The organism is Streptomyces monomycini, from assembly GCF_022271435.1.
GTDB classification, from domain to species: Bacteria; Actinomycetota; Actinomycetes; order Streptomycetales; family Streptomycetaceae; genus Streptomyces; species Streptomyces monomycini.
In genome coordinates this window covers 186,244-211,387 of sequence record NZ_JAFIQY010000009.1, presented here as the reverse complement: position 1 = coordinate 211,387, position 25,144 = coordinate 186,244, and the positions used below count along the sequence as shown (strand labels likewise).

General features: G+C 72.7%; 23 protein-coding genes and 1 pseudogene. 13 read left to right on the top strand and 11 right to left on the bottom strand.

Features of this window, described 5'->3' with window-relative positions; all coding sequences use genetic code 11:
- Nucleotides 1–146 precede the first annotated feature (146 nt).
- Both JXZ78_RS14335 and JXZ78_RS14330 read left to right on the top strand, forming a co-directional pair.
- The gene (locus tag JXZ78_RS14335) at nt 147–1,283 is read left to right on the top strand and encodes a recombinase family protein (RefSeq protein WP_238783100.1); all 1,137 of its coding nucleotides are present in this window, start codon (nt 147–149) and stop codon (nt 1,281–1,283) included.
- The gene (locus JXZ78_RS14330; RefSeq protein ID WP_030025115.1) at nt 1,280–1,750 is read left to right on the top strand and encodes a hypothetical protein; all 471 of its coding nucleotides are present in this window, start codon (nt 1,280–1,282) and stop codon (nt 1,748–1,750) included. The genes JXZ78_RS14335 and JXZ78_RS14330 overlap by 4 nt, the downstream gene beginning before the upstream one ends.
- Here JXZ78_RS14330 and JXZ78_RS14325 read toward each other — a convergent pair.
- On the bottom strand, nt 1,648–2,598 hold the full coding sequence (locus tag JXZ78_RS14325) for a MarR family transcriptional regulator (RefSeq protein ID WP_238783109.1): 951 nt from the start codon (nt 2,596–2,598) through the stop codon (nt 1,648–1,650). The two genes, JXZ78_RS14330 and JXZ78_RS14325, sit on opposite strands and share 103 nt — an antisense overlap.
- 485 nt (nt 2,599–3,083) lie before the next feature.
- The gene (locus JXZ78_RS14320; RefSeq protein WP_030024488.1) at nt 3,084–3,899 is read right to left on the bottom strand and encodes a helix-turn-helix domain-containing protein; all 816 of its coding nucleotides are present in this window, start codon (nt 3,897–3,899) and stop codon (nt 3,084–3,086) included.
- Between the two features lie 92 nt (nt 3,900–3,991).
- Between JXZ78_RS14320 and JXZ78_RS14315 the strand changes: the two genes are divergently transcribed.
- The 5 genes and pseudogenes from JXZ78_RS14315 to JXZ78_RS14295 all read left to right on the top strand — a co-directional run.
- The gene (locus JXZ78_RS14315; RefSeq protein WP_030024487.1) at nt 3,992–4,462 is read left to right on the top strand and encodes an ATP-binding protein; all 471 of its coding nucleotides are present in this window, start codon (nt 3,992–3,994) and stop codon (nt 4,460–4,462) included.
- Between the two features lie 186 nt (nt 4,463–4,648).
- Complete coding sequence (locus JXZ78_RS14310) at nt 4,649–5,857, top strand: cytochrome P450 (RefSeq protein ID WP_078624672.1); 1,209 nt, start codon at nt 4,649–4,651, stop codon at nt 5,855–5,857.
- A gap of 56 nt (nt 5,858–5,913) precedes the next feature.
- Nucleotides 5,914–7,428 carry a tryptophan 7-halogenase gene (locus tag JXZ78_RS14305; RefSeq protein ID WP_030024485.1) on the top strand — a complete coding sequence of 505 codons (1,515 nt, stop codon included), beginning with the start codon at nt 5,914–5,916 and terminating at the stop codon, nt 7,426–7,428.
- A 32-nt stretch (nt 7,429–7,460) separates the two neighbouring features.
- Nucleotides 7,461–8,039, top strand: coding sequence for a TetR/AcrR family transcriptional regulator (locus JXZ78_RS14300; protein WP_030024484.1), 579 nt, complete (start codon nt 7,461–7,463; stop codon nt 8,037–8,039).
- Between the two features lie 113 nt (nt 8,040–8,152).
- A pseudogene (locus tag JXZ78_RS14295) lies at nt 8,153–8,972 on the top strand (MFS transporter); the annotation flags it as partial.
- A gap of 172 nt (nt 8,973–9,144) precedes the next feature.
- Here JXZ78_RS14295 and JXZ78_RS14290 read toward each other — a convergent pair.
- From JXZ78_RS14290 to JXZ78_RS14275, 4 genes are all read right to left on the bottom strand, one after another.
- Nucleotides 9,145–9,849: a LuxR C-terminal-related transcriptional regulator gene (locus JXZ78_RS14290; protein WP_030024483.1), complete on the bottom strand. Its 705-nt coding sequence runs from the start codon at nt 9,847–9,849 to the stop codon at nt 9,145–9,147.
- 97 nt (nt 9,850–9,946) lie between these two features.
- Complete coding sequence (locus JXZ78_RS14285) at nt 9,947–11,269, bottom strand: ATP-binding protein (protein ID WP_030024482.1); 1,323 nt, start codon at nt 11,267–11,269, stop codon at nt 9,947–9,949.
- Nucleotides 11,270–11,419: 150 nt separating this feature from the next.
- Entirely contained in the window at nt 11,420–13,366 is a 1,947-nt protein-coding gene (locus tag JXZ78_RS14280) for a serine/threonine-protein kinase (protein WP_030024481.1), read from the bottom strand.
- A 242-nt stretch (nt 13,367–13,608) separates the two neighbouring features.
- A complete protein-coding gene (locus JXZ78_RS14275; protein WP_030024479.1) occupies nt 13,609–14,787 on the bottom strand; it encodes a winged helix DNA-binding domain-containing protein in 1,179 nt (392 codons plus the stop codon).
- A gap of 165 nt (nt 14,788–14,952) precedes the next feature.
- On the opposite strand from JXZ78_RS14275, the gene JXZ78_RS14270 reads away from it, so the two are divergent.
- From JXZ78_RS14270 to JXZ78_RS14260, 3 genes are all read left to right on the top strand, one after another.
- The gene (locus tag JXZ78_RS14270; RefSeq protein ID WP_063726186.1) at nt 14,953–16,050 is read left to right on the top strand and encodes a helix-turn-helix transcriptional regulator; all 1,098 of its coding nucleotides are present in this window, start codon (nt 14,953–14,955) and stop codon (nt 16,048–16,050) included.
- A gap of 155 nt (nt 16,051–16,205) precedes the next feature.
- Complete coding sequence (locus tag JXZ78_RS14265; protein ID WP_078624671.1) at nt 16,206–17,639, top strand: PspC domain-containing protein; 1,434 nt, start codon at nt 16,206–16,208, stop codon at nt 17,637–17,639.
- Nucleotides 17,636–17,857, top strand: coding sequence for a hypothetical protein (locus tag JXZ78_RS14260; protein ID WP_030024475.1), 222 nt, complete (start codon nt 17,636–17,638; stop codon nt 17,855–17,857). Before JXZ78_RS14265 ends, JXZ78_RS14260 begins: the two co-directional genes overlap by 4 nt.
- 81 nt (nt 17,858–17,938) lie before the next feature.
- Here the strand turns inward: JXZ78_RS14260 and JXZ78_RS14255 are convergent, their stop codons facing one another.
- From JXZ78_RS14255 to JXZ78_RS14245, 3 genes are all read right to left on the bottom strand, one after another.
- Nucleotides 17,939–18,484, bottom strand: coding sequence for a DoxX family protein (locus tag JXZ78_RS14255; protein WP_050503020.1), 546 nt, complete (start codon nt 18,482–18,484; stop codon nt 17,939–17,941).
- 203 nt (nt 18,485–18,687) lie between these two features.
- Nucleotides 18,688–20,055 (bottom strand): hypothetical protein, encoded by a 1,368-nt coding sequence (locus JXZ78_RS14250; protein WP_167745484.1) that lies wholly within the window; start codon nt 20,053–20,055, stop codon nt 18,688–18,690.
- A 185-nt stretch (nt 20,056–20,240) separates the two neighbouring features.
- On the bottom strand, nt 20,241–21,035 hold the full coding sequence (locus tag JXZ78_RS14245) for a class II aldolase/adducin family protein (RefSeq protein WP_030024472.1): 795 nt from the start codon (nt 21,033–21,035) through the stop codon (nt 20,241–20,243).
- Nucleotides 21,036–21,314: 279 nt separating this feature from the next.
- Here JXZ78_RS14245 and JXZ78_RS14240 point away from each other — a divergent pair, with 279 nt between their 5' ends.
- The 3 genes from JXZ78_RS14240 to JXZ78_RS14230 all read left to right on the top strand — a co-directional run bounded on the left by JXZ78_RS14240 (nt 21,315) and on the right by JXZ78_RS14230 (nt 23,778).
- Nucleotides 21,315–22,070, top strand: coding sequence for a DUF4232 domain-containing protein (locus JXZ78_RS14240; protein ID WP_238783099.1), 756 nt, complete (start codon nt 21,315–21,317; stop codon nt 22,068–22,070).
- 59 nt (nt 22,071–22,129) lie between these two features.
- Nucleotides 22,130–22,927 carry a maleylpyruvate isomerase family mycothiol-dependent enzyme gene (locus JXZ78_RS14235; RefSeq protein ID WP_030019869.1) on the top strand — a complete coding sequence of 266 codons (798 nt, stop codon included), beginning with the start codon at nt 22,130–22,132 and terminating at the stop codon, nt 22,925–22,927.
- Nucleotides 22,928–23,139: 212 nt separating this feature from the next.
- Nucleotides 23,140–23,778 (top strand): SbtR family transcriptional regulator, encoded by a 639-nt coding sequence (locus tag JXZ78_RS14230; protein WP_030019870.1) that lies wholly within the window; start codon nt 23,140–23,142, stop codon nt 23,776–23,778.
- 103 nt (nt 23,779–23,881) lie between these two features.
- Here the strand turns inward: JXZ78_RS14230 and JXZ78_RS14225 are convergent, their stop codons facing one another.
- Together JXZ78_RS14225 and JXZ78_RS14220 are read right to left on the bottom strand one after the other, a co-directional pair.
- Nucleotides 23,882–24,400, bottom strand: coding sequence for a Uma2 family endonuclease (locus JXZ78_RS14225; protein WP_308281025.1), 519 nt, complete (start codon nt 24,398–24,400; stop codon nt 23,882–23,884).
- A gap of 67 nt (nt 24,401–24,467) precedes the next feature.
- On the bottom strand, nt 24,468–25,091 hold the full coding sequence (locus tag JXZ78_RS14220; RefSeq protein WP_030019872.1) for a Uma2 family endonuclease: 624 nt from the start codon (nt 25,089–25,091) through the stop codon (nt 24,468–24,470).
- Between the last annotated feature and the right edge of the window lie 53 nt (nt 25,092–25,144).

Sequence of the window (25,144 nt, the reverse complement as noted above, 5' to 3'; positions counted from 1 at the left end):
CGAACGACGACACCTGCCGCGTGTGTCCAATGAACCCCGAATTTCCGGGCCTCGGGGCGGTACCGACCCAATGAGATCCATTGGTGATTGATGACAGGTTTTGGCGACAGATAGGCCTCCGATCCTCATCACGCACGGGGCCTTCGGTGGCAAACCTGGGCTACAAGCGGGTCTCGACAGACCAGCAGTCGACCGCCCGGCAAGACCTCGTCCTGGCCGAGGCCGGCATCGAGGACCCCGTCATCTTCGAGGAGGAGGCCGGCACCTCCAGCCGCCTCCACCCGCTGCAGCGCCCGAAGTTCGGCGAGCTGCTGACGTACGCGCGGCCGGGCGACGTCGTGCACGTCTCCGAGATGTTCCGTCTCGTGCGCGGCAACCAGCACATCCTCGACGTGCTCGACGTCCTGCACCGCGACCGGCTCGCGCTGCGCATCCACGACGGCGCGTTCTCCGCCATGGACCTCACCGCCCGCCACCCGCGCACCCGCGAGCTGCTGTCCACCGTGAAGTTCATGGTCCAGACCCTCGCCGCCGCCGGCGAGCTCCAGCGCGACCTGCAGCGCGAACTGACCTACGACGGACTGCGCGCCGCCGAGGCCAAGGGCAACAAGGGCGGCCGCCGCCCGGCCCTCGCCGGCGAAGCCGTCGCCGCCGTACGCGCCGCCTACCTCGACGGCCGAACCATCGCCGCACTGGCCCGCGAACACGCCGTCAGCCGCGGCGCGATCCGTACGGCCGTCGCCGACCTCCTGCCCGAGCACGTCGCCGCCGACGAGCCCGCCCTGGCGCCGGAGCCGTCGGTCACCCTCGACATGCCAGGCAAGGTCGCCGACTTCCTCCGCAAGCTCGAACTGGACACCGCCGAGCGTGCGGCCATCGACCAGGGCGAGAAAGTACGTCGCGGCCAGGGCTACACGCTCCGCATCACCGCCATGCCCGCGGTCCACCGCGATCTGCTCGACCGTTGCCAGCCGCTCAACGGCACCACAGCGATCCCGGCGCCCGCAAGGCCCGCCGCGAGTACGCGAACCGCGTCAACGCCCTGCCCGAAGCGGCGAACGAGCGCCCCTGAACCTACCGGCGGGTTACTTGCCCCTGGTGTCTGGGCTAGGGCTCCCAGGCCGGCCCAGAGCGCTCGGCGGCGCACACAGGCCGGCCAGGGGGGTCAAGGTTCGGCGGCACAGGACACCGGGCGCGGGCCGGTGCGGGGCCGGGCGGGGGGACCGGGGAACGTCTGCGATGATCACGATGTGAACGCGTTCAAATCGGGGGTGACCGGGTGAGTGTCAGAACGATCCGGCCGGGGGCCCGGCGGGAGCTTGCGGAGTGGTGGCTGCTGGACTGCACGCTGCGGTACGTGGTGATCTTCTGCGCCGGGTGGGTGGCCACATGGGTGACGCTTCCGATGCATGTCGGAGAGGCGACCGAGATGCGGGTTCAGCTGGAGCGGATGTCGATCGGCGGCGTTTGGGCGTTCCTCTTCTTCGGGCTGCCTTCGCTGCTCATCCTTGTGGGCCTGTCGGCTCGCAGGACGCTGCGGGAGCAGGACGAATTCCGGGTGCTGACGTGCCTGTTGTTCATGATTCCGATGGCTCCCCTGCTGTTCAGCCTCCGCTATGGATACGCGTGGTTCTTCCTCCCCGCCGCTCAGGTGGTCTTCGCCTTCGCGTTCTTGCCGCTGCCCACGCGCTGCATCGTGTCGTGGGTCGAGCCCGGACGCGAGAAGGAGCGGGCGAGGTGGGCGAAGTGACGGGTGCGTTCGGCGCGGAGGTGTTCGGCGGCCGGGTCGGGGGGCGGTGAGTCGCCTCGGCAGGGGCGGCAGAGACCGCCGGGGAGGGCTTCCGGGCGGCCCGGCACACCGCACTCGGTGCATTCCAGGAAGCGGGTGCGGGCCGGGGCGCAGCCTGAGGCGGGGGTGGTTCCGCCCTGCGGCGGGAGGGGCGGCGGCGGGGGGAGTTTGTCGGTGAGGCGCCTACGGGCGATGGCGCCTGCGGAGTACACCTCGGGCGGCAGGCCGGCGGTGAGGGCGGTGACGAGGTGGACGCTGGACACGCCCCGGGCCAGCCACTCGGCGGCGCGGCCTTCGAGTGCGGCGCATTCGGCGGCGGAGAGCATCATGCGGGGGTCGGCGGTGCCGAGGGTGGCGAGGGCCGCGTACGCCGGGGAGGGGGCCGGTGGGGCCGGGCGGGGGTCGGCGGGTACCACGCGACGGGAAGGCTGCGGTCGCTCGTCCGGTTGAACCTGCGGAAGGGACGGGGGCGGCGGCAGTTCTGAGGGCGGGGTCGCAGGTGGAGGTGGGGGCGGGGGCGGGGGCGGCGGTGACGTTGACGGTGCGGGCGGGGGTGACGGTGCGGGCGACTGCGCGGGAGATGGTGCGGGGGGTGGTGCGGGTGTGTCGACGGCCAGGTAGTCGCGCCACCAGGTGTCGTCGCGGGCGGTGCGGGTGAAGTACGTGCGGTAGACCCACTGGGAGCGGCCGTTGCCGACGGTCTCCTGGACGCGGCGCAGGTGGCCTGCCGTGGAGAGACCGGTGAGGGCGGAGCGGACGGCTTGCTGGCCGTAGCGGGGTTGCGCGGCGGCGAGCGTTTTGACGTCCATCGCGGCGCCGTCCGGGAGCCGGTCGATGAAGGCGCCGAGGTACGCCTCGCGTTCGGGGAGGTGGGCGAAGTCGTCCCTACGGGGACGTGCCTGGTCGGGGGCGCTTCGCTTGCCGTAGCCGGTGGCGGCGTTGGGGTGCGGGGGTACGGGCGCGCAGGGTGCCGTAGTAAGTTTGGCGTCAGCCACGGGATCGCCGTTTCGATCTTGGAGGTCAGACCCCGGTTCGGTGTTGGCGCACCTGCCGGGGTTGCTTATTGCTCGCAACGCGCAACCGCTGCTCGCTGTCGCGACGGTAGAGCCTTGCGACGCTCGGTGGCAAGCCGGTCACGAGAAGTCATTCGCGCTGGTATGCGCGGGGGTTGGGAGGGCGGGTGGGTTGTCCCAACCCACCCGTTCCTTACATAAGGAACTCGACGCCCGACGCCCGGAGCTCGGGTCTCAGGCGCCGGAGGCGACCAGCGGCGCCTTCCGCGTTGCCGGGACGCTTACCACTCCTTCGCCACCTGCCGGATGAACTCGTCGCTGTCCTCCACACTCAGCGCTTGCATGCGCACCATGCCGAATGCGCGACGATGGCGGCTCACATCGCTCGGATCGGATTGCAAGACGCTGACCCCCTGCCCAGTCACGTAGGCATACGTCTCGTGCTCGACGGTTTCGATCAGCACGACCGGACCGGCGAGCGCGCAATAGGGAGCGCGATCGACCGGCAGAATCTGCACGCACACGTTGCGAATCCGCTGGATCTCCAGCAGGTGTTCGAGTTGTCGCCTCATCACTTCGGCATTACCCACCCTCGCGCGTAACGCTGCCTCATAGATGACAAAGGCGTAGTGCGCATCAGGCTTACCGTCCAACAACTGCTGCCTCTGGAGCCGAAAAGTGATGCGCTCCTCCACCGTCTCGTCGCTCAACGGCGGGAGACCGCGGTTGATCAGGTCACACACATACTCCTCCGTCTGCAACAAGCCCGGAATGTAGAGCGGTTCGTACCAGTACAGCCCGATGGCGGTCTTTTCGAGGTCCATGTACTCGGCGATGCGCCTGGTGCACTTCTCCGGCTTCAGGTACTCGTGCGCCGCCTCCAGGAAGCCGTGCGTACCACACATCTGGTCCGCGACCTGGAGCATGCGCAGGGTCGGCCTCCGGCGGCCCTGTTCCATGGACTTGACGTACTCGGCGTCGTAATTCGCCTCGTCGGCGAGTTCCTCGCGGGACAGGCCCGCTTGGGTCCGCCACAATTTCAGCTGGTTACCGCAGTAGCGCCATGTCGCCGGCGGCTGTACGGATTCCTCGGGCACCGCGCCCCCTTTCCTCGGCACGACCGGTACAGCCTGGTGCGTACCCTTGTCGCGGCTGCTGACGGTACGCCCGCGCCGACAGGCTCGGGGTTGTGAACGACGGAAATTCCCCCCTCCAGAATGAATGGTGGCTGCCGCGCCACCCCCGGAGCGCGCGGCGGGCGCGTAAGTACCTGCGTGAGCTCGCTGAGGTATGGCAGTTGCAGTCCGAGGCGACCGATACCGCCGTGCTCATGCTCAGTGAGCTGACGGCCAACGCCTGTGTGCATTCACGGGCTCCGCGCGGCCGCTACGTACGGGTGCGATGCCTGCTCCACGGCGAGCGGCTGCGTGTCGAGGTGTCCGACGCCGGTTTCGCGATGCCCGAGCCCCGGGTGGCGGGCTGTTACGACGAGGACGGGCGCGGCCTGGCGCTGGTCGCGGCGTTGGCGGACGAGTGGGGGGCGTCCCCGCGCCCGTATGGGATCGGGAAGGTGGTGTGGTTCGAGCTGAGTCACTGCATCAGCTCCCCCGACCCCAGCCCCAGCCCCGGCCCCAGCCCCGGCTCGCTGCTCCGGGAATGACCACGGTCCGGCCCGCGCCGAAGCGCGGGCCGGTTCTTCGCCGCCCCCGAAGGCGGAGCCGTGGGGCGTGCGTACCGGGGCGGGTACCGGTGGATGTTTTCTGCCCGCGCACGCCACGTTCACCGTCGCCGGTGGTTTTGCCCGTGCTGCCGCTTCTGTCGCCAGTGTCCGGGAAGGGTGCCGGACATGGCCGATGCTGAACCCGGGGACGCGCACCAACCGCGCCCGTCCCCGTTCCCCATGCCCCCACCGGGCAGTATGGGGCCGCCGCCGGAGTACGCGGCGCTGCGCCGCAGTTGCCCGGTCGTCCAGGTCACCACGCCTTTCGGTGCTCCGGCGTGGTACGTCACCCGTTACGACGACGTACGCGAGCTGCTCGCCGACGGCCGGTTCGTCCGGCCGACCATCAACGACTGGCCGCTGGACGCGGACGCCGCTGCCCGTGGGCCCGGCCTGGTCACCATGATGGAACTCGAAGGGCCACGGCATGCGGCCCTGCGCCAGGCGCTGGCGGAACCGTTCAGTGTCCGCGCGACGCGGCAACGGCGGCCGGCCCTCCGCGCCACCGCCGACCGCCTGTTGGAGCCGATCACCGCCGACGGGCCGCCCGGCGACCTCGTGACCGGCTTCTTCGAGCCCTTCCCCCTGCTGGTGATGTGCGAACTGGTGGGCATTCCCTACGAAGAACGCGCGTCCTTCCTCGCCGCGGCGGACGCCGCGCTCGGCGCGCTGGTCACCCTGGAGGAAGGCCGGGAGGCCACCCACCAGCTGCGTTCCTACATGACCTCACTGCTGGAACGTCACCGTCGCGCGCCGGGCGGGACCATCCTCAGCTCGCTGGTCGAGGCGAGTGACCACGGAACGGTGGACGAGGAGAGCGTGCTGGCCTTCGGGCTGTCGATGCTCGTGGCCGGTTACCGCGCCATCACCATGTTCCTGGCCAACGCCGTACTGACCCTGCTGACCGAGCCGGACCGGTACGGGCGGCTGCTGGACGACCGCGCGTTGCTGCCCACCGCGGTCGATGAACTGCTGCGCTTTCTCCCCGTGCAGAACGGCGTCGTCGTCCTCCAGGCCCGGCAGGACGTCACCGTGCACGGGCGCACCATCCGCGCCGGAGAGGCCGTACTGCCCGTGCTGGCAGCCGCCAACCGCGACGAGCGGGCGTTCCCGGAGGCGGACCGGCTGGTGCTGGGCCGGCAGGCCAACCCCCACCTGGCCTTCGGGCGGGGTCCGCACAACTGCATCGGCGTTCACCTGGCACGCGCCCAGTTGAGTGTCGGCCTGGAAGCTCTGCTCGACCACTTCCCCCGGCTCCGCCTCACGGAGCAGTCCCCCACATGGGAGGACGACTCGCCCATCCGGTCACCGCTCACCCTGCCGGTGACCTGGTAACGCCCCACCCGCCCCCCACACACCACCACCGCACCGACAGAAAGGGCGTGCGCCTCATGCCGGATTCCGCGAGTCCCGAGGAGTTCGATGTCGTCGTGGCCGGTGGCGGGCCCGGTGGCTCCACCACCGCCGCCCTGGTCGCCATGGCCGGACACCGCGTCCTGCTGCTGGAACGGGAGCATTTCCCGCGCTACCAGATCGGGGAGTCCCTCCTGCCCTCGACCGTCCATGGCATCGGGCGCCTCCTGGGCGTGGGCGACGCCCTGCGCGAGGCCGGCTTCACGCGCAAGCGCGGCGGCACCTTCCGCTGGGGCTCGTCCCCCGAACCGTGGACGTTCTCCTTCGCCGACTCGCCCGGCCTCGGTGAATCCACGGGCTACGCCTACCAGGTGGAGCGGACGCGGTTCGACGAGCTGCTGCTGGACCACGCCCGGCAGGTCGGGGCCGACGTACGCGAAGGGTGTACCGTGCGGCGCGTCCTCCGCGCGGACGGCCGCGACGACGGCCGTGTTCACGGCCTGGCCTACCGCACACCGGACGGCGCGGAATCCGAGGTCCACGCCCGTTACGTCGTGGACGCCTCCGGCAACACCGGCCGCCTCCACCGCGCGGCCGGGGGCGAGCGGGTGTACTCCCCGTTCTTCCGCAACATCGCGGTCTTCGGCTACTTCGAGAACGGACGCCGGCTGCCCCCGCCGAACCAGGGCAACATCCTGTGCGCCGCCTTCGACGGCGGCTGGTTCTGGTACATCCCGCTCAGCGACCGCCTCACCAGCGTCGGCGCCGTCGTCCACCGCGAACACGCCGGCCAGGTGCAGGGAGATCCCGAGCAGGCGCTGGCCAAGCTGGTGGACCGGTGTCCTCTCGTACGGGACCACCTGGCCGACGCCCGGCGTGTCACCGAAGGGACGTACGGAGCCGTGCGGGTCCGCAAGGACTACTCCTACTGCGACACGCGGTTCTGGGCGCCGGGAGTCGCGCTGGTCGGCGACGCCGCGTGCTTCATCGACCCCGTCTTCTCCTCCGGAGTGCACCTGGCGACGTACGCCGCCATGCTCACCGCCCGCTCGATCAACACCGTACTGGGCACCGGGATGGACGAACGCCGGGCCTTCGACGAGTTCGAAGCCCGCTACCGCCGCGAATACACCGTCTTCCACGACTTCCTCGCCGCCTTCTACACCATGCAGGCCCCGAGTGACACCTACTTCCAGCAGGCCCGCGAGCTGACCGGCGGGCAGGCGGGCGCGGTGGCCTCCTTCATCAACCTGGTGGGCGGACTGGCCTCCGGCGACCGGGCGCTCACCGACGCCGGGCAGGTCACCGACCTGCTCGGGACCGCCGCACAGGTGCTGGACAAGTCCGTCCGCGGCTACCAGCCGTCCACGGACGGCGATCCGTGGGACGAGAGCCCCATGCTCGGCGAGACCTTCGCGCAGAGCGACCTGCTCGCTGAGCAGGGCACCGCCGGCGGCGGCTTCGGGGAGACGGCCCCGCAATTCCCGGGCGGCCTGGTGGCCACCGAGGACGGCCTCCATTGGGCGGAGCCGACGGGACCCGCCCATTCTTGAACGATCGGTCAGCTATCTCCTAGGGTGCCCGCATGGGCAGAACCAAGGAGTTCGATCCGAGCGCCACCCTTCAGGCCGCCCTGGAGCTGTTCTGGCGCAAGGGGTACGAAGCCACCTCGATGCAGGACCTCGTCGAACACCTCGGCATCAACCGGGGGAGCATCTACGCGACGTACGGCAGCAAGCACGAGTTGTACCTGCGCGCGCTGGATCGTTACTGCGAGAACGAAGGGTCGGTGGCGCTGGAGCGGCTGAACCAGCCGGGCCCGGCACTGCCCGCCGTCCGCGCGTTCCTGCGGGCGTTCGCCGACGAGGCCCTGGCGGACCAGGACCGCAAGGGCTGCCTGGTGACGAACACCGCCGTGGAGCTGCTGCCGCGGGACGCGAAGGCGGAGCGGCGCATCGAGACGGCGTTGCACGAGGTGGAGTCGGCCGTCACCGGGGCGCTGATCCGAGCCAAGGCACAGGGCGAGCTGGCGGAAGGGGCGGACGTGCGGGCGCAGGCCCGTTTTCTGGTGACCTTCATCCAGGGGCTGCGCGTCATCGGCAAGACGGGCGACGAGCGGCGGATCAACGACGCGGTGGAACAGGCGATGACCGTCCTGCGCTGACGGCGGCGGCCCCGTACTGACACGCTGGCCCACCCCCTCTCCCGCCGCTGTATGACGGAGGGGGTTTCTTCCGCCCATTTTCTTGAACGATCGGTTGGGAAAAGAAGGGGATCATGCGCGCACCACGCGCCGTGTACGTCCTGGCCCTGGGCATCTTCTCCATGGTGACCAGCGAGTTCGTCGTCGCCGGGCTGATGCCGCAGATGGCGGAGGGGCTGGGCGCGAGCGTGCCGCAGGTCGGCTGTCTGATCACCGCGTTCGCGGTGGCCATGGCCGTCGGCGGGCCGCTCCTGACGGTCGGTGCCATACGGCTGCCGCAAAAGCGCGCGCTGGCAGTGCTGTTCGCGGTGTTCCTGGTCGGCAACGTTCCGCAATCCCCGGCTGTGGCCGGCCCTGTCGACCAGCACGCTGATCATCGGGGCGACGTTCTCCGCCTTCAGCTACTTCAACCCGATCCTCACCGAGGTCACCGGGTTCGGGACCGGGACCGTACCGCTGCTGCTCGTGGCCTACGGGGCGGCCACCGTCGTCGGGAACACCGTCGTCGGACGGCTCGCCGACCGGCACACCATCGCCGTACTGCTCTGCGGCCTGGTGCTGAGCCTGGGCTTCCTCGTGGGCTTCGCGCTCTGCACCCATCTCGCCGTCCCGGCGGTGGTGTTCATGATGGGGATCGGGCTGGCCGGGGTCACGATGAACCCGGCGATGGTCACCCGCGTCCAGCGCGCCGGCAACGCGCGGGCACTGGTGAACACCGTGCACGCGTCGTTCATCACGCTGGGCGTGATCGTGGGGTCACTCGTCGGCGGGCCGGCCATCAGCGCGTACGGGCTGCGGGCGCCGATCTGGCTGGGGGCCGGGCTGGCCGCGCTCGGGATCGTCTCCCTCGTGCCGGAGTTCGGGCGGTGGAAGCGTCGCCGTACGAGGCGTACGAGGCGTACGGGACGCACGAGGCGTACGGGACGCACGAGCCGCGTGGTCGCGGGGGCGAGCGGCACCGGGGGCGCCACAACGGCCTCGGCTGTCTCGACCGTCTCGGCTGCCTCGGCTGCCTCGGCTGCCTCTGGCGCCCCGATTGCCCCGGCCGCCCCCGAAGCCGCCCGCGTCAGACCAGCCGCCGGGCCGTAGCCCACCGGGTCAGCTCGTGCCGGTTGGAGAGCTGGAGTTTGCGCAGGACCGCCGAGACGTGCGACTCGACCGTCTTGACCGAGATGAACAGCTGCTTGGCGATCTCCTTGTACGCGTAGCCACGGGCGATCAGGCGCAGTACCTCGCGCTCGCGCTGGGTCAGCCGGTCCATGTCCTCGTCCACCGGCGGGGCGTCCGTGGAGGCGAACGCGTCCAGTACGAAGCCGGCCAGCCGCGGGGAGAAGACCGCGTCGCCGTCGGAGACCCGGAAGATCGCGTCGACCAGGTCCGTACCGGTGATGGTCTTGGTGACGTAGCCACGGGCGCCGCCGCGGATGACACCGATGACGTCCTCGGCGGCGTCGGACACGGACAGCGCGAGGAAGCGCACCGGGCGCTCGGGGTCGGCCATCATCGAGGCGGAGCGGCGCAGCACCTCGACGCCGCCGCCGCCCGGCAGGTGCACGTCCAGCAGGACGACCTCGGGGCGGGTGGCGGTGATGACCGTGACGGCCTGGTCGACGTCGGCGGCCTCGCCGACGACCTCCACACCGGTCTCGTCGGTGCGGCCGATCTCGGCCTGGACGCCCGTACGGAACATCCGGTGGTCGTCGACGAGGACGACTCGCACCGTGCGGGCGGGGCCGCCGGTCTGGTCGTCCTGTGCGGCGTCGCTGTTCATCTCGTCCGTCCGTCCCTCGTTGGCGTTGGCGCCGGCGTGCGCGGCGGTGGCGTCGGGGCCGGCGTCCGTTGCCCGGGGACGCCGTGCCGTCCTCTCATCATCCGTCATCCGGCAGGCGCTCCGCCTCCAGCTCGACCACGGTGCCGCCGTCCGGCGCGGAGCGCAGCCGGGCCGTGCCGCCGTTGCGCTGCATCCGGCCGATGATCGACTCCCGTACGCCCATGCGGTCGCCGGGGACCGCGTCCAGGTCGAAGCCGGGGCCCCGGTCGCGCACCGAGACGAAGACCGTACGGCCCTCCACCTCGGCGTACACCTGCACGGCGCCGCCCTCGCCGCCGTACTTGGCCGCGTTGACCATCGCTTCGCGCGCGGCCTGCAGCTGCGCGCTCAGCCGCTCGTCCAGCGGGCAGTCGCCGACCACCACGACCTCGATCGGGACGCCGTGGTGGTCCTCGACCTCGGCCGCGGACTTGCGCACCGCCTCGGCGAGGGTGTCCGGCTCCTGCTCCTCGTCCTTGCCGCGGCCCTCCGGCTTGTAGAGCCAGGCGCGCAGTTCGCGTTCCTGGGCGCGGGCGAGGCGGGCCACCTCGCGCGGGTCCTCCGCGTTGCGCTGGATCAGGGTGAGGGTGTGCAGGACCGAGTCGTGGACGTGGGCGGCAACTTCGGCGCGCTCCTGCGCGCGGATCCGCATCAGGCGTTCCTCGGAGAGGTCCTGCGTCATGCGCACCAGGTACGGGCCCGCGAGCAGCGCGATACCGACCAGGACGGCCAGGGCCGCCTGGAGCACCGAACCGAGATGCCGGACCGAGCCCTGGAGGACGACGATGCCGGTCACCCCGACGCCGACCAGGACCACACCGGCCGCACCGCGCACGACCGGCAGCACCCCCTTGCGGCGGCCCATCTCCAGCCACTGCGCGCGCCTGGCGTTGTCCGCCTGCCGCCAGACCAGCGCGACACCCGCGGCGATCAACAGGATCGGCCACACGTAGGCGTTCGCCCGGCCCAACTGGAAGCGGGACGCGACGGCGGCCGCACCGGCGAGCAGGGTGAGCAGCGCGAATATCTGCCCCTTGTCGGCCTTCCGGCCGCCCGCCGCCCGGCCCTTACGGCCCCACGCCAGGCGTCCGGCTGTGGTGGTGGACGCACTCGCGCGCGCCGCGTCCACACCGCCTACACCCAGCGGCACGATGAACCAGAAGGCCGCATACAACAGCGCGCCCATGCCCTCGGCCATGAAGAGCGCGATGAACACGACCCTGACCCAGGACACCGGCAGCCCCAGATGCCCGGCCAGCCCGCGCGCGACACCGCCGAGCATCCGCCCGTCGGCGCTGCGGTAGAGCTTGCGCAGGGGCGGGTCGTCGGGGTCGGGCACCGGGGCGTAGCTCGCCTCGGGCCGGGTCGGCGCGGTGGTCATGACACCGATCGTCACACGTGGGACGGCTGCGGGGCATCAGGGTGGACCCTGACTGCACCCCTAACCGTTCGCAACTTTGGATGTGGACGGGCCGGAGCTTTCGATACGGGGAGCCGGTGGCAGGGCACCCCGTACCCGGCCTGCCCCCGTCTACTGCTTGGCGTCCTCGGGCAGCCGGAGCCCGGCCAGGACGTTGTCGAAGACCTTCTTGTACCGCTCCCACTCGGCGTCCGGCGCGGAGAGGTAGACCGCGTACTCCTTCTCGCCGGGCCGGCCGAACCCCAGGTCCACGGCACGGAAGTCCCGCTTGCTCCCCGACCACCGCCACTCCCACAGCGCGGCGGGCCGCTCGCGGAAGACCGTGCCCTGCATCCGCAGCTGCTGGTATCCGGGGAACTTGCCCTCGCTGATGGCGTTGCGCTCGTTGTCCTTCCAGTGCTGGAGCGGATCCGAGCTCGCGAAGTCGAGGACCTCGATGCGCAGCCCCACCAGCTGGTTCGGGTTGAGGTAGGTGGAGCCGTTGCCGTTCGCCTGCCGCTGGCGCGTCCACCCGTCGGGCAGCGGGAAGGTGACGTCGGCCGCCGGGTCCTTGACCCAGTGGTAGCCGTCGGGCAGGGGCCGGGGGGTGGGCTTCGCGCTGGGCTTCGAGGGGGCGGGCGACGGCGCCTCGGTCTGCGGGGTACCGCCGTCGGACGCCTGCGCGTCCGTGCCGCCCGGGCCGAAGCCGAGGGCGTACAGGGTGCCGCCCGCGACCACCAGTGCGGCGACCACGGCGACGGCGCTCAGCAGCAGCGTACGGCCGCGCTTGCGCTTCTTGCCGGAGACGGGAACGGCCGGGTCGGCCGACGTGCGGTGGACCGGGGAGGTGGGGCCTTCCGCCGGGACCGCGGCGGCCGCGCCGCCCGTGGTGGCCATGCTGCCGGTGGCGGCCGTACCGTCCGCGGCGGGAGACGCCAGGGGGTACGCGCCGGAGGGCGGGGTCCGGGCCGGGCCCGGGGCCGGAGCCGCGTACGGGTTGTTCGGGGCCGGCTGCGGGGCCGGGCCCAGGTGCGGAACCGCGGACGAGGGGCCCGTGGCCGAACGGGGGCCCTGGGCCGGTGACGCCATGCCGCCCGTCGCCGCGGTGCCGCCGTCCCCGGCGGTGTCCCATTCGCCCGCCGCGCCCTGCGCACCCGGATTGCCGCCCGACGCACCCGACATACCGGGTGTTCCCGATACGCCGGATGTGCCCGACATGCGCATCCACGCGGTGTCCGTGTACGCGGTCGGTGTGCGCAGCGCCTGTTCCACGGCCTCGGCCGAGGGGCGGTCGGCGGGCTCCTTCGCCAGCAGCGCCTCGATCAGCGCGGTCAGCGGACCGGCGTTGCGCGGCGGGTCCAGCGGGTCCACCGCGATCGAGTACGCCGTCTCGACCGCCGTGAGCTTGCGGAACGGGGGCCGGCCCTCCAGCGCCTGATAGAGCGTGGCGCCCAGCGCCCACAGGTCGGCGGCCGGGCCCGGCGTATGGCCGCGGACCCGCTCGGGGGCGAGGTAGTCGATGGAACCGACCAGTTCGCCGGTCTTGGTGAGGGTGGACGTGCCGGTGGCGACCGCGATGCCGAAGTCCGTGAGGACGACCCGGCCGTCCTCGCCGAGCAGGACGTTGCCGGGCTTCACGTCGCGGTGCAGGACACCGGCGGAGTGCGCGGCCCGCAGCGCGGTGACCATGCCACGGCCGATCCGGGCCGCCTCGCCCGGCGGCACCGCGCTGTTCGCGAGCATGGCCTCCTTGATGACGTCGCCGAGCGTCACCGACGGCACGTACTCCATGACGATGCAGGGCAGGCCGGCGTCGTCGACGACATCGTGGACGCTGACCACGTTGGGGTGGTTGATACGGGCGGCGGCCTGCGCCTCGCGGCGGGTGCGCTCGTTGCGGCGGGCCAGCTCGTCGGCGTCCAGTTCCGGGGAGACGTGCAGCCGCTTGACCGCCACCTGCCGGCCGAGCAGTTCGTCGTGGGCCCGCCAGACGGTGCCCATACCGCCCCGGCCTATCTCCTCCACCAGGCGGTACCGCCCGGCGACCAGTCGCCCGTCGTCCACCGCCGCCTCCGTCACCGCGCCGCGCCCCTTCGGTTCCCCCCGTACACGTGTCCGGCGCAACGATAGTCGTCCTGCGGCCGTCCGCAGAGGGGCGGGGCGCGATCATCGGACGCGTACCGGGACATCCGTCCCCCAACCGGAACCCAACCGGAACCGAGCCGGTACCGGGCGGAAACCGAGCCGGAACGCAGGCGGTACCGAGCCGGAACCGGCCCGGACTCACCCGCGAATCCAGCGGGGCCCACGACGCCGGAACCTCAGCCGGGCTCCGGGCCGACCTCCACACGCCGGCTCTCACCGTCGGACAGGAAAGCCGCCGTCGCCTCCCCCTCCTCGCCCACGGCCGCGCGCTCGGCCCGGGAGAAGCCGCGCAGCGGGGAGACCGTCACGGTGCCTTCCCTGGCCGTCCAGGTCGCGGCGGCCCGGCCGTCCACCAGGACGACCCGCGCACCGGCGACCGACAGGCCGCGGTGGGCGTCGTCGATGATCCGGCCGCGGTCCTGGTAGCCGAGGATCGCGTTGTCGAACGCGGGCAGGAACCGTACCGGAGCAGGCGTTCCCGGGTCGGGACGCGGCGCGCCGGGCAGGTCCAGCAGCTCCCGGCCGCGCTCGTCGCGGAAGCTGACCAGCTCCTCGCGTACGGCGGCGATCGCGCGCGGCAGCCCGGCGAGACCGCACCAGGCCCGCAGGTCGGCGGAGGCGGCGGGGCCGAAGGCGGCCAGGTAGCGGCGGACGAGGGCTTGGCCCACGGGGTCGGAGGCGTCGGGCACACCGGGGGCGGGCCGCTCCGTGCCCGCGCCGTTCGGAGCCGGCGGAACGGGCCGCTCCGTACCCGCGCCGTTCGGAGCCGGCAGGGCGGGCTTGCGGCCCAGCCACACGGCGAGCGGTACGTTCCGTACGCCTGCCTTCGTGCGCCACAGCCCGCGCGGCGGCAGCTGCACCATCGGAATGAGCGCCGCGACCAGCATCTCCCCCAGCGGCCGCGGCCCCGGCTCGGGCCAGCGGCCGGCGACGGCACGGGCGAGCTCGGACATCGAGCGGGGCTCGCCGTCGGCCATGACCGCGCGGCCCGCCGCGGCGAGTTCTTCGAGGTCCACCCCTGCGAGCTCGCGGCGGTAGGTGCCGAGGACCCGCTGCCGCAGCATCGCGTCGTGACGGCCGCGCCAGGCCAGAACGTCGTCGGCGGTGAGCAGGTGGACCGTGCGGCGCATGAGGTGGGTGCGCACGACGTGGCGTCCGGTCAGCAGGTCGGAGAGCTGCGCCGGGGCGAACCCGGACAACCGCGACCAGAGACCGACGAACGGCTCCTGCGGTTCCTGCGCCTGGAGGCCGCACAGGTGCGCCACCGCGTCGAGAACCGGCAGTTCAGCGCGGTCGAGGAGCAACTGCCGGGCGAGCGTGGCGCGGTTGAGCGCCCGGGTGTCGAGAACGGTCATCCGCTTCCTTGCCTACTGCCTTCCGGGCCGCGCGACGTCCAGGCCTGCCCGGCCGGTGCGAGCCTTCGGGGCTGCGATGTCTGCACGGCTTCTTGGCCCTGCGGACACCACATTCCCGTAAGTAGAGGACAGGGTGTGTCCTCTACCCGAGGCAGGATGGACACCATGCAGAAGACATCGGCGCGCCTGCTGTCCTTGCTCTCCCTCCTCCAGGCGCGCCGGGACTGGCCGGGCGGGCTGCTTGCCGAACGCCTGGACGTCAGCCAGCGCACCGTACGCCGCGACATCGACCGCCTGCGCGAACTCGGTTACCCGATCGCGTCGACCAAGGGCCCGGACGGCGGCTACCGGCTCGACGCCGGCTCGGAACTCCCCCCGCTGCTGTTCGACGACGAACAGGCCGTCGCCCTCGCCGTCGCGCTCCGGATCGCCACCACCAACGGCGCCGGTGTCGCGGACGCCGCGGCGCGCGCCCTGCACACCGTCCGGCAGGTGATGCCCGCACGGCTGCGCCGCCGGATCGACTCCCTCCGGGTCACCGCCGTCGAACCGCCGGCCGCCCGGCCGAACCCGCAGGTCGACAGCGGCGTCCTGATGGCGCTCGGCGCGGCGGTGCACGCCTGCGAGGTGCTGCGCTTCGACTACGCGCCGGTGGATCATGCATCGGTGTCTCACGCGCCGGGGGATCACGCGCCGGGGGACCACGCATCGACGGGCCCCGCTCCGGTGGGCCACGCTCCTGCGGGCCACACACCGGTGCCGCCGCCGGAGACCGCTCAGAGCGCCCCGGCCCCGCCGCGCCGGGTGGAACCGCACCACCTCGTCACCTGGGCGGGCCGCTGGTACCTCGTCGCCTGGGACCTCGACCGCGCGGACTGGCGTACGTTCCGCGCCGACCGGATCGCGCCGCGCACCCCGACCGGCCCCCGCTTCACCCCGCGCGAGCTGCCCGGAGGCGATGTCGGCACCTTCGTGCTGAACAAGTTCCAGGGGGCCGACGGCTCGGGCCGCCTGCCCTGCCAGGGCGAGGTGATCCTCGCCCTGCCCGCGGCCACGGTGTCCCGGTACACCCGGGACGGCATCGTCGAGGAGTTGGGCCCCGACCGCTGCCGGCTCGTACTGGGGTCCTGGTCGTGGCCCGCCCTGGCCGCCTCCCTCGGCCGGTTCGACGCCGACATGGAGATCGTCGGTCCGGACCGGCTCAGGGAGGCCTGCGCGCGCCTGGCCCGCCGCTACGCCGAGGCCGCGGGCGGGGCCGGGTAACCGCCTGCGCTCACGGGAGCGGCCCTGGGAGCGGCCCCAGGACAAGCCCCCGGGCCTGGACCAGGAAGCACCGGGCCGGGCACCAGGGTGATCTCAGGGACCAACCAGGGTTCCCACGGATGCCGCCCGCCCGGCCCGCTTGCCACCATGGGCGCATGAACGATGCCGCGCCCGCCGAGGAGACGACGGGCCCCGCCGGGGCCGCGTCCGCCTCCGCAGGCACCCCGCCGCCCGCCGACGCACCGGGCCGCCAGGTGCCGCCGATCCCGCTGCGCCGCAGCCGGCGGCACAAGGTGGTCGCCGGTGTGTGCGCGGGGCTGGGCCGGCACTGGGGTCTGGACCCGGTGATCTTCCGTATCGTGCTGGCCGTGCTGGCGGCCTCCGGCGGCATCGGCCTGATCGCGTACGGCTTCGCCTGGCTGCTCATCCCGCAGGACGGCGAGGACGAGAACGAGGGCCGCAAGCTGCTCTCCGGCCGCGTCGAGGGCACGGCGCTGACCGCGCTGCTGTTCGCGCTGGTCGGCTGCGGCTACTTCCTGACCTCCCTCGCCAACCGCGGCGTGCTGACCTTCACCGTCATGCTCGCGCTGGCCGTGGGCGGTTCGGCCTACTGGTCGCGGCAGCGCCGCGCGGAGGGCACGGACGGCCCGGGGACCACCGGCCCGGCCGCCGCACCGACCGTCGTGGACGCGCCGCCCGAGACGACGGCGCCGCCCACACGGAACACCCCGTCCTGGTGGCGGGATCCCCTGTCCAAGGAAGGGACAGCCGGCGTGGGCTACCTCTGGGGACCGAGCGACACTCCGTACGGACACGAGCAGGCGCACGCCGCCCCCGGGACGGCCGGGGCGGCGGGACGGCCCTCCGGCGCGACCGCCTGGGCCGGACGCGGCACGCCACCGCCCGCCCCGCCGGCCCGGCGCCGCCGGACAGGCCGGCCGATCGGCGGCTGGACGTTTCTGCTGGCGCTCGTCGCGGGCCTGGCGACGGGCGGGGCCGTCGCGGACGCCCACCCGCTGAACACCTCCCTCGTCGCCGGGCTGTCCGCCGCACTCGTCGTCTTCGGCCTCGGCCTGGTGCTCAGCGCCTGGTTCGGGCGGACCGGCGGCGGCACGGTCTTCATGGTGATCCTGACGTCCCTGCTGCTGGCGGGCGCCACGGTCCTGCCGGACAACATCACCGCCGACTGGCGCGACCGCGTCTGGCTCCCGATGGACGTCGCCTCCGTGCGGCCGAGTTACGAACTGGGCGCGGGGCGCGGCGAGCTGGACCTGCGCCACGTACCGTTCAAGGACGGGCAGACCGTACGGACCGAGGCCACCGTCGGCGCCGGACAGCTCAGCGTGACCGTGCCCGACGGCGTCACCGCGCGGCTGCACATCGACGTGGGGCTCGGCGACGTCCGGCTGCCGGGCGAGACACCGGAGGACTTCAACCTCCAGGCCCACCAGGAGCAGACCGTCACGCTGCCCGCGAGGGGCCTGAAGAAGGGCGAGAAGCCGCACGGCACACTGGACCTCGACCTCAAGGTGGGCGCGGGACAGGTGGATGTGCAGCGGGCCGCTCCGCAGACGGGAGAACAGCAGTGAAACGCCACCGCTTCGAGCCCGCCCGGCTCCTCACCGGCCTGACCGCGTCGGGCGTGGGCGGCGCCTACGTGGGCGAGGCGGCCGGGGCCTGGGACCTGCCCGGCGCGCTGCCGGTGCTGGCCGTGCCGGCGGGTCTGTGTCTGTCGGGCATCACGGCGGCCGTCTGGGCCGCGGTGCGCCGCCATCGGGAGGCGTCGGCGGGAGGCGGCCAGGAGTAGCGGGGGCAGGAGCTTTTCCGTCGGCCGACATCCCATGTACGGGCGCCTACGGGCGGCCACGGTCAGCTGCTGGGGGCCCGTTCACCCGAACAGCTGCCTCCCCTGCCTGCTGCGCCGCGCCGCCAGGGCCGCGTCCAGGGACAGCATCGGCGCCCCGGCCAGCACCAGCGGCAGCCACGCCATCAGGTACGCCAGGTCGTTGCCGTAGTAGTAGGGCTCGGCCGACCAGCTCACGGTGAGCCACAGGCTCAGCGAGATCAGCGCGCCGCCGAGCGCGGCGACCCGGGTGAACAGCCCGGCGAGGGTGCCGATGCCGACGGCCAACTCCCCGGCGGCGATGGCGTAGCCGAAGCCCGCCGGGTTCTTCAGCGCCAGGTCCACCAGGGCGGGCGCGGCCGAGGTGCCCCGTACCTGCCGCATCAGCTCGCCGACCGAGCCCGTACCTGCGGAGGCGAAGAAGGCCGGGTCGGTCAGCTTGTCGAGGCCCGCGTAGACGAAGGTCACGCCGAGGAAGATCCGCAGCGGCAGCAGCGCGTAGCGCGCCATCGCCTGACGCGGGCCGCCGCCCCGGCCCGCCCCGGCCCCGCCCAGGCCGCTGCCGCCGACCGCACGCTCCGCATGAGCCATGGCGTCCCGCCTCTCCGTCGCCGCCGGACGCGGACGATGGTGTGCCCGCGGCCAGGTGTTCCACAAGGGGTACGGACCGTGGCGCGCCCGGCGTTCAACGCGGCGCGCCGGCCCCGTACGCCGGTGCCGTACAGGCGCCGGTGCCGTACAGGCGCCGACCCGTAAGCCGGCCCGTGCACCGCCCCGTACACCGGCCGCGGGCCTCAGTCCTGGACGTCGATCGTATAGGCGTTCGTCTCCGCGCCCGCCGCCGTGACGACCCTGACCTCCACCCGGCCCGGTTCGACGTCCGCCGGGACGGGCACGGTGAGCACGCCGTCCGTCGGATTGCCGAACCCGCCGGCGACCGGCACCAGCGGTACGTGCACATGGACCGCCCCGATCCGTACGACGGTACGCGCCAGCAGGTCCGCGCCCTGCGCACCCGGCGGTACGAAGCCGGTGCCGCGGATCTCGATGTCGTCGCCGATACGGATGGGCGCGGCCAGATCGCCCGGCTCCCGGGCCCGGACGACCGACAGGACGACCGGACGGCCGCCTTCCGCGTACTTGCCCGCCACGTACATCACCGCGCCCACCACCACGACGACGGCGAACGCCCACGGCAGGTCCGGCAGCCGGGACGGGTCGCGGGCCAGCCGGACCACGGCGAAGGAGACGGCGGCCACGTTCAGCAGCAGGAACTGCGTGTCGGTGAGGCTGCCGCGCCCCGCGTCGTCCGTGAGCAGGTCGGCGGCGCGCGGCCGTTCCGCGCGCACCTTCTGCAGGCGCCGCCCCTGGATGCGTACGGCGACGACCCGGCGCACCAGCACCGCCACCGCGCAGGTCACCGCCAGGACCGTGAGCAGCCCGGCGCCGCGCGGCAGTTCGAGTCCGTCCACCAGCGCCTGGCGGGCGTCCGCGTCCGTCACCAGCGTCAGGTGGACGGCCTGCACGAGGACGGCGTACGCCACCAGCAGCAGCCAGCCCGCCGCGACCGTGCGCGAGGTCGAGAGCCGGTTGTCCTCACCGATCAGCGGCGCGAGCAGGCCGCCGCGCGCCCGGTGGCGCCACCCCGCGCCCGTCAAGGCCAGCGCCATGATCACCGCGGCGGCCAGCCCCGCCGTACGCGGCGCCGTCCAGCCCGTGCCGATCGCGGTGACGGCCTGCATGATCACCAGCACGGCGATCCCGGGCCACAGCACCAGCAGCGTGCGCCGCCACACCGCGTCCAGCCAGGCCGCGCCCTCGGCGGCGGCGCGTTCGGCGACCGCGCGGGCCGACAGCGCCAGTTCGTCCGACACCCACTGCCGCGCCGCGCCCGCCGAGTGGGCCAGCGCGGCCGGCACGCCGCGGCCCGCGGCGTACTCCTCGCGCAGCGCCACGAACGCGGCGACCGCCCTGCGGTGTCCCTCGCGTGCGCCGCGCGGGCACTTCCCGCAGGTGCAGTCACCGCCGTAACCACCCGTCCCGGCCGCCCCGGGCGCTCCCGCCGCCGCTCCAGGCGCCGGAAACCCTTCAGTCCCTGCGGGCGATCCGGACGCCCCCGTCGCCCCGCCCGCCGTCTCCACCGACACGTCCGCTCCGCCCAGCCACCAGTCGCCGCCAACTCCACCGTACCGAGAGGAAATTGTGCCGTAAGTGGCGAGGGCGAAAAGCCGGGCGGGCGGCTTAACGGGCGGTGACGGGAGATGTGGAACGGTGACGGGCGGTCCCGCATGTTGACGCGGGGCCGTACGGCCACCCTGGTGGCGGCGTCCGGGCGGCCGGTCCGGGCTCAGCCGAGCAGGTCCGGTTCACTGCGGGTGATCTGCTGGTACAGCGGCTGATAGTTGATCCACGCCACCAGGTCGTTGCCCAGCTGCTCCCGCGTGTGCACGGCGTTCTCGTGGTCGATCAGTACGGGCCTGCCGGCGGCGCGGGCGGTCAGCTGCACCTGGCAGGAACGTTCCATCGTGATGAACCACCAGGCCGCCGCGTCCACCGAGTCGCCCACCGTCAACAGGCCGTGGTTGCGCAGGATCACGGCTTTGTGCGGGCCCAGCGCGGCCGCGATCCGGCGGCCTTCCTCCTCGTCCACCACGACGCCGGTGTAATCGTCGAAGAGCGCGTGGTCCTCGTAGAACGCGCACACGTCCTGGGTCATCGGGTCCAGCAGCTCGCCGAGGGTGGACAGGGCGCGGCCGTACACCGAGTGGCTGTGCGCGGCGGCGACGACGTCCGGGCGGGCCCGGTGGACCTGCGCGTGGATCGCGAACGCCGCCTGGTTGACGTGGTGACGCCCCTCGACGACCTTGCCCTCGTGGTTGACCAGGATCAGGTCACCGACCGTGATGTGCTTGAACGACATTCCGAACGGATTCACCCAGAAGCAGTCGGTGAACTCCGGGTCCCGGGCGGTGATGTGACCCGCCACCCCCTCCTCGAAGCCGAACCGCCCGAAGAGCCGCAGCGCCGCCGCGAGGCGTTCCTTGCGGTGGCGGCGCTCCTCCTCGACGGTCGCGTGCTGCGGCGGCAGGGCGAAGTGCAGCTGGTCGGTGGGTACGGGGGCGGGCGGGGTTTTCGGGTTCATCGGGGAGGCCTGAGTGGTCGGGGTGTTCGGGGAGGTCGGGGTGGACGGCGTGGGTCCGGGCATGGGGGCTTCCTCCTGACGCGCGTACAGCTCCCAGCGGAAGCTACCTGCCGGTAGTAGTGGTGAACAGGGGTGTACCGCCGTTTTCCCCGGACTGAGCCCGTCCGCATGGGCGTTAGCCGGGTGTTAGCGGTGCGGCAGTACGGCGCCAAGGCCGCCGGACAGAGTGGTGGACGTACCGAGGAGAGACCGACACCGACCGCCCTGGGGGGACCCGAGATGACCGCCGAGACCAGTGCCCGTACCGCCCGTCGCCGTACCCTGCGCATCGCCGCCGCGACGCTGACCGCCGTCGCCGGACTGACGCTGACCGCCTGCACCGGCTCGGACGCCGATGGCGCGAACCGGGCGGACTCGGGTGTGGCCGCCGCGGAGCCCGATGGCGCGGGTTCCTCCGCGTCGGTGCAGGGCTCGGAGCCCCAAACGCCGACCGGGGGTCAGTCCGGTTCCGAGGCGAAGGCCGGCAGCGGCACCGGCGGCAAGACGGGCGGCGCGGGCAAGCAGGCGGGCGGCTCGCACGCCACCGGCGGCGGCAAAGCCGCCGCAGGCACCGAACGCTGCCACACCTCCGGCCTCACCGCCGTCTTCGCCACCGGCGAGGACGCGGTCCCCGACCCGGACACCGACGGACCCACCACCACCAGCATCGTGCTCACCAACAAGAGCAACCGCTCCTGCAAGATCGGCGGCTTCGCCGGCATCGACCTCAAGCCCGACGCCGGCGGCCCCGGCTGGTCCCTGACCCGCTCCTCCGCCCAGCACTCCTCCCTCACCCTCGCCCCCGGCGAAAGCACCGACTTCACCCTCAACCTCGGCATGGCCAAGGAGAACGCCGAAGACTCCTGGCTGCCCCGGACCGTAACCGTCACCCCGCCCAACGAGACCACCTCCCTGACCCTCAAGTGGCCCTGGGGCCCCCTCGTCGACCAGCGCGGCGCCACCCACCCCGCCACCTTCGTCAACCCCATCGGCTGACCCGGGCCGGCCAGGAAAATCCACTGCGGTAGCGGCGAACCGGCCGCTACCGTGCCCCCATGGCTGCCACGACCGGTACTCCCCTGAGTTATGACCGCTACTGCGCCGAAATCGTCCACCAGGCCGACCAGCTGCGGTCCACCGTCCAGGGCACGGACCCGGCCAGTACGGTGCCGACCTGCCCCGGCTGGGACCTCGGCCAGCTGATCCGCCACGTCAACGGCGCACACCGCTGGGTCGAGACGATCGTCGGCACCCGGTCGACGGAGCCCGTCTCCGACGAACTGGTCAACGAGACGCCGAAGCTCGCCGACGAGGACCCGGCCGTGCTGGGCGCCCTGCTCGCGGAGGGCGCCGGCCGGCTGTCGGACACCCTGCGGGCCGCCGGGCCCGATGTGCCGGTGTGGACCGTGGCCCCCGGCGGGACCCCGGTCTTCTGGGCCCGCCGGATGACCCACGAGACCGCCCTCCACCGGGCCGACGCCGCCCTCGCCGCCGGCCGGGAGTACGTCCTCGACGCGGACGTGGCGCGCGACGCCCTCGACGAGTGGATGGGATTCCACGCCGTCGAGGAGATCGCCGAGGAGCAGCCCGGCGCGCCCGTCCTGCTCGGGCCCGGCCGTACGCTGCACTTCCACGCCACGGACACCGAGGCCGAGTGGTTCGTCGACCTCACCGGCGAGGCCCCCGTCTGGCGCCCCGCCCACGAGAAGGCCGCGGTCGCCGTCCGCGGCACCGTCACCGACCTGGTGCTCTTCCTCTACGGCCGGCCCGCCGTCGCCGGGGGCGTGGAGACCATCGGCGACCGGGAACTGCTCGACGTGTGGCTGGAGCGGACGCGGTTCTGGCTCCGGTGAGATCGGCGGGGCCGCTCGTGGCCGCTGCCGGGCGTCGCGCGTTACGCTGACGCGGACGTAAACGGAACGGCGTTCCATGGCAGCGGAGGGGCGGGATCGTGAGCGAGAGCACGCGGCAGAAGACCGACACGGCCCCTACGACTGTGGGCTCCGCGGACACGGACGCCACGGCTGCGGGCCCCCTGGGCCCCGATGCCACGGCTGCGGGCCCCCTGGGCCCCGATGCCACGGCTGCGGGCTCCCCTGACGCGGACGCCCCGCCCGCACGCCCCGCCAAACGCGTACGCGCCGACGCCCAGCGCAGCACGGACGCCCTGCTCACCGCCGCCGCGGAAGTCTTCGCCACCTCGGGGGTCGACGCCCCCGTACGGCAGATCACCGCCAAGGCGGGCGTGGGCGCCGGGACCCTCTACCGGCACTTCCCGCAGCGCGCCGACCTGATCGCCGCGGTCTTCCGGCACGAGGTCGACGCCTGCGCCGACGCCGCCCCGTCCCTCATGGCCGAGTACGGACCGGTCGACGCGCTCGCCCGCTGGCTCCAGCGCTTCGCGGGCTTCATCGCCACGAAGCGCGGCCTCAGCTCCGCACTGCACTCCGGCGACCCGGCCTTCGACAGCCTGCCCGGCTACTTCCAGCAGCGCTTCGTGCCCGTCCTCAGCGCCCTCCTCGACGCCGCGGCGAGCGCCGGGCACATCCGCTCCGACCTGGACCTGGACTCCGAAGACCTGCTGCGCGCCGTGGCCAACCTGGCCCTGCCCGCCGCCGAGGACGACAACGACCCCGCCCAGCAGATGGTCACCCTCCTCGTCGACGGCCTCCGCTACGGCGCGCGCACGTCGGCCCCGTCCTGAGCAGACGAGTCCTACGCGAACTCCTCATACCGCTGAGCCGCCGCACGCCGCGCAACAGCTCCGAGTGATCCAGCTCGCCGTCACCGCACGCACGCGTCAACGTTCACCAGCGATCGATCGCGGTGAGATCGATGTCGAGGGCGAAGGGGGCACCGAGCGTCACCCGCTCCCGAAAGGTGCCGACAGGGTGGTACGCACGCGCCTCGGGGTCCAGCTCGAAGGCGTACGCCACCAGGTGATCGTCAGCACCCGCCGTCTCGACCCGCCAGAAGTAAGGGATTGCCGCTTCGGCGTACGTGCGCGGCTTGGTGTCACGGTGCCGCGCCCCGGACACCGGGGAGACCACCTGGACGGCGAGCAGCACATCCCGCACGCGGAAACGCAGCTGGTCTGCGCCCCGCACCGCCGCGGCCCGCACGACCGTGACGTCCGGCTCGGGAGCGTTGTGCTCGTCGATCACCACGGTCATCTGACGCCGCACCCTCAGGGCGGGCGGCGCGGTACCGCGGAGCCCGGCGGTCAGGAGGCCGGTCATGACGCTGTGGACGAGCTGCTGCGGTCCGTCGGACCACAGCCATCCGTCGATCAGTTCGATGTGTGCGGGGGTGTCGGGCGGCGACAGCAGGTCGTGGACGGTGCAGCCGTCCGGCGGCGGTACCGGCGAGGGCCGGGAGGGCCTGGGGTCATGGTCATCGGCGCGGGCCGATGGCGGTGAGGTCGATGTCCAAGGCGAAGGGCTCGGTGAGCTTGAGGCGGTTGTGGTGGATTCCCGTGGGGACGTACGCCCGGGTGGCGGGGTCGAGTTCGTAGACGTACACCACCGGGAAACCCTCACTGCCTTCCTCCACCCGCCAGAAGTGCCGGATGCCGTGGGCGGCGTACTTGCGGGGCTTTGCGTCCCGGTCACGTGCGACGGAGTCTCGCGAGACGACCTCCACCGCCAGGATGACGTCCTCCGGCCGCTTGAGGTAAGTCTGTCGCGGCCCGACCTCGGCGCCGAGCGGGACCACCAGGACGTCAGGCTCCGGACGGTTGCGCTCGTCCAGTTTCACGCTGAACTCACGCAAGACGTCAAGACCGTCCGGCGCCTGGGCCACCAAGGCCCACTCCAGGAGTCGCATGGCTCGCAAATGGAAAAGGGTTTGCGGACTCACGAAGACGAGACTCCCGTCGATCAGCTCAGTGTGCCTGGGCAGATGGGGGAGCTGGTCAAGGGCGTCCGCAGTCCAGCCTCCGGGCGGCGGAACGGGATAGGTGCACTGCGCGTACCGCTCGTAGTCCCAGTCCTGCTCGTCTTCGGATGCGGCACTCATCATGCTTGCTCCCATGCGACGGAGTCTCGCGCGTACGGCCAGCGTACCCACCG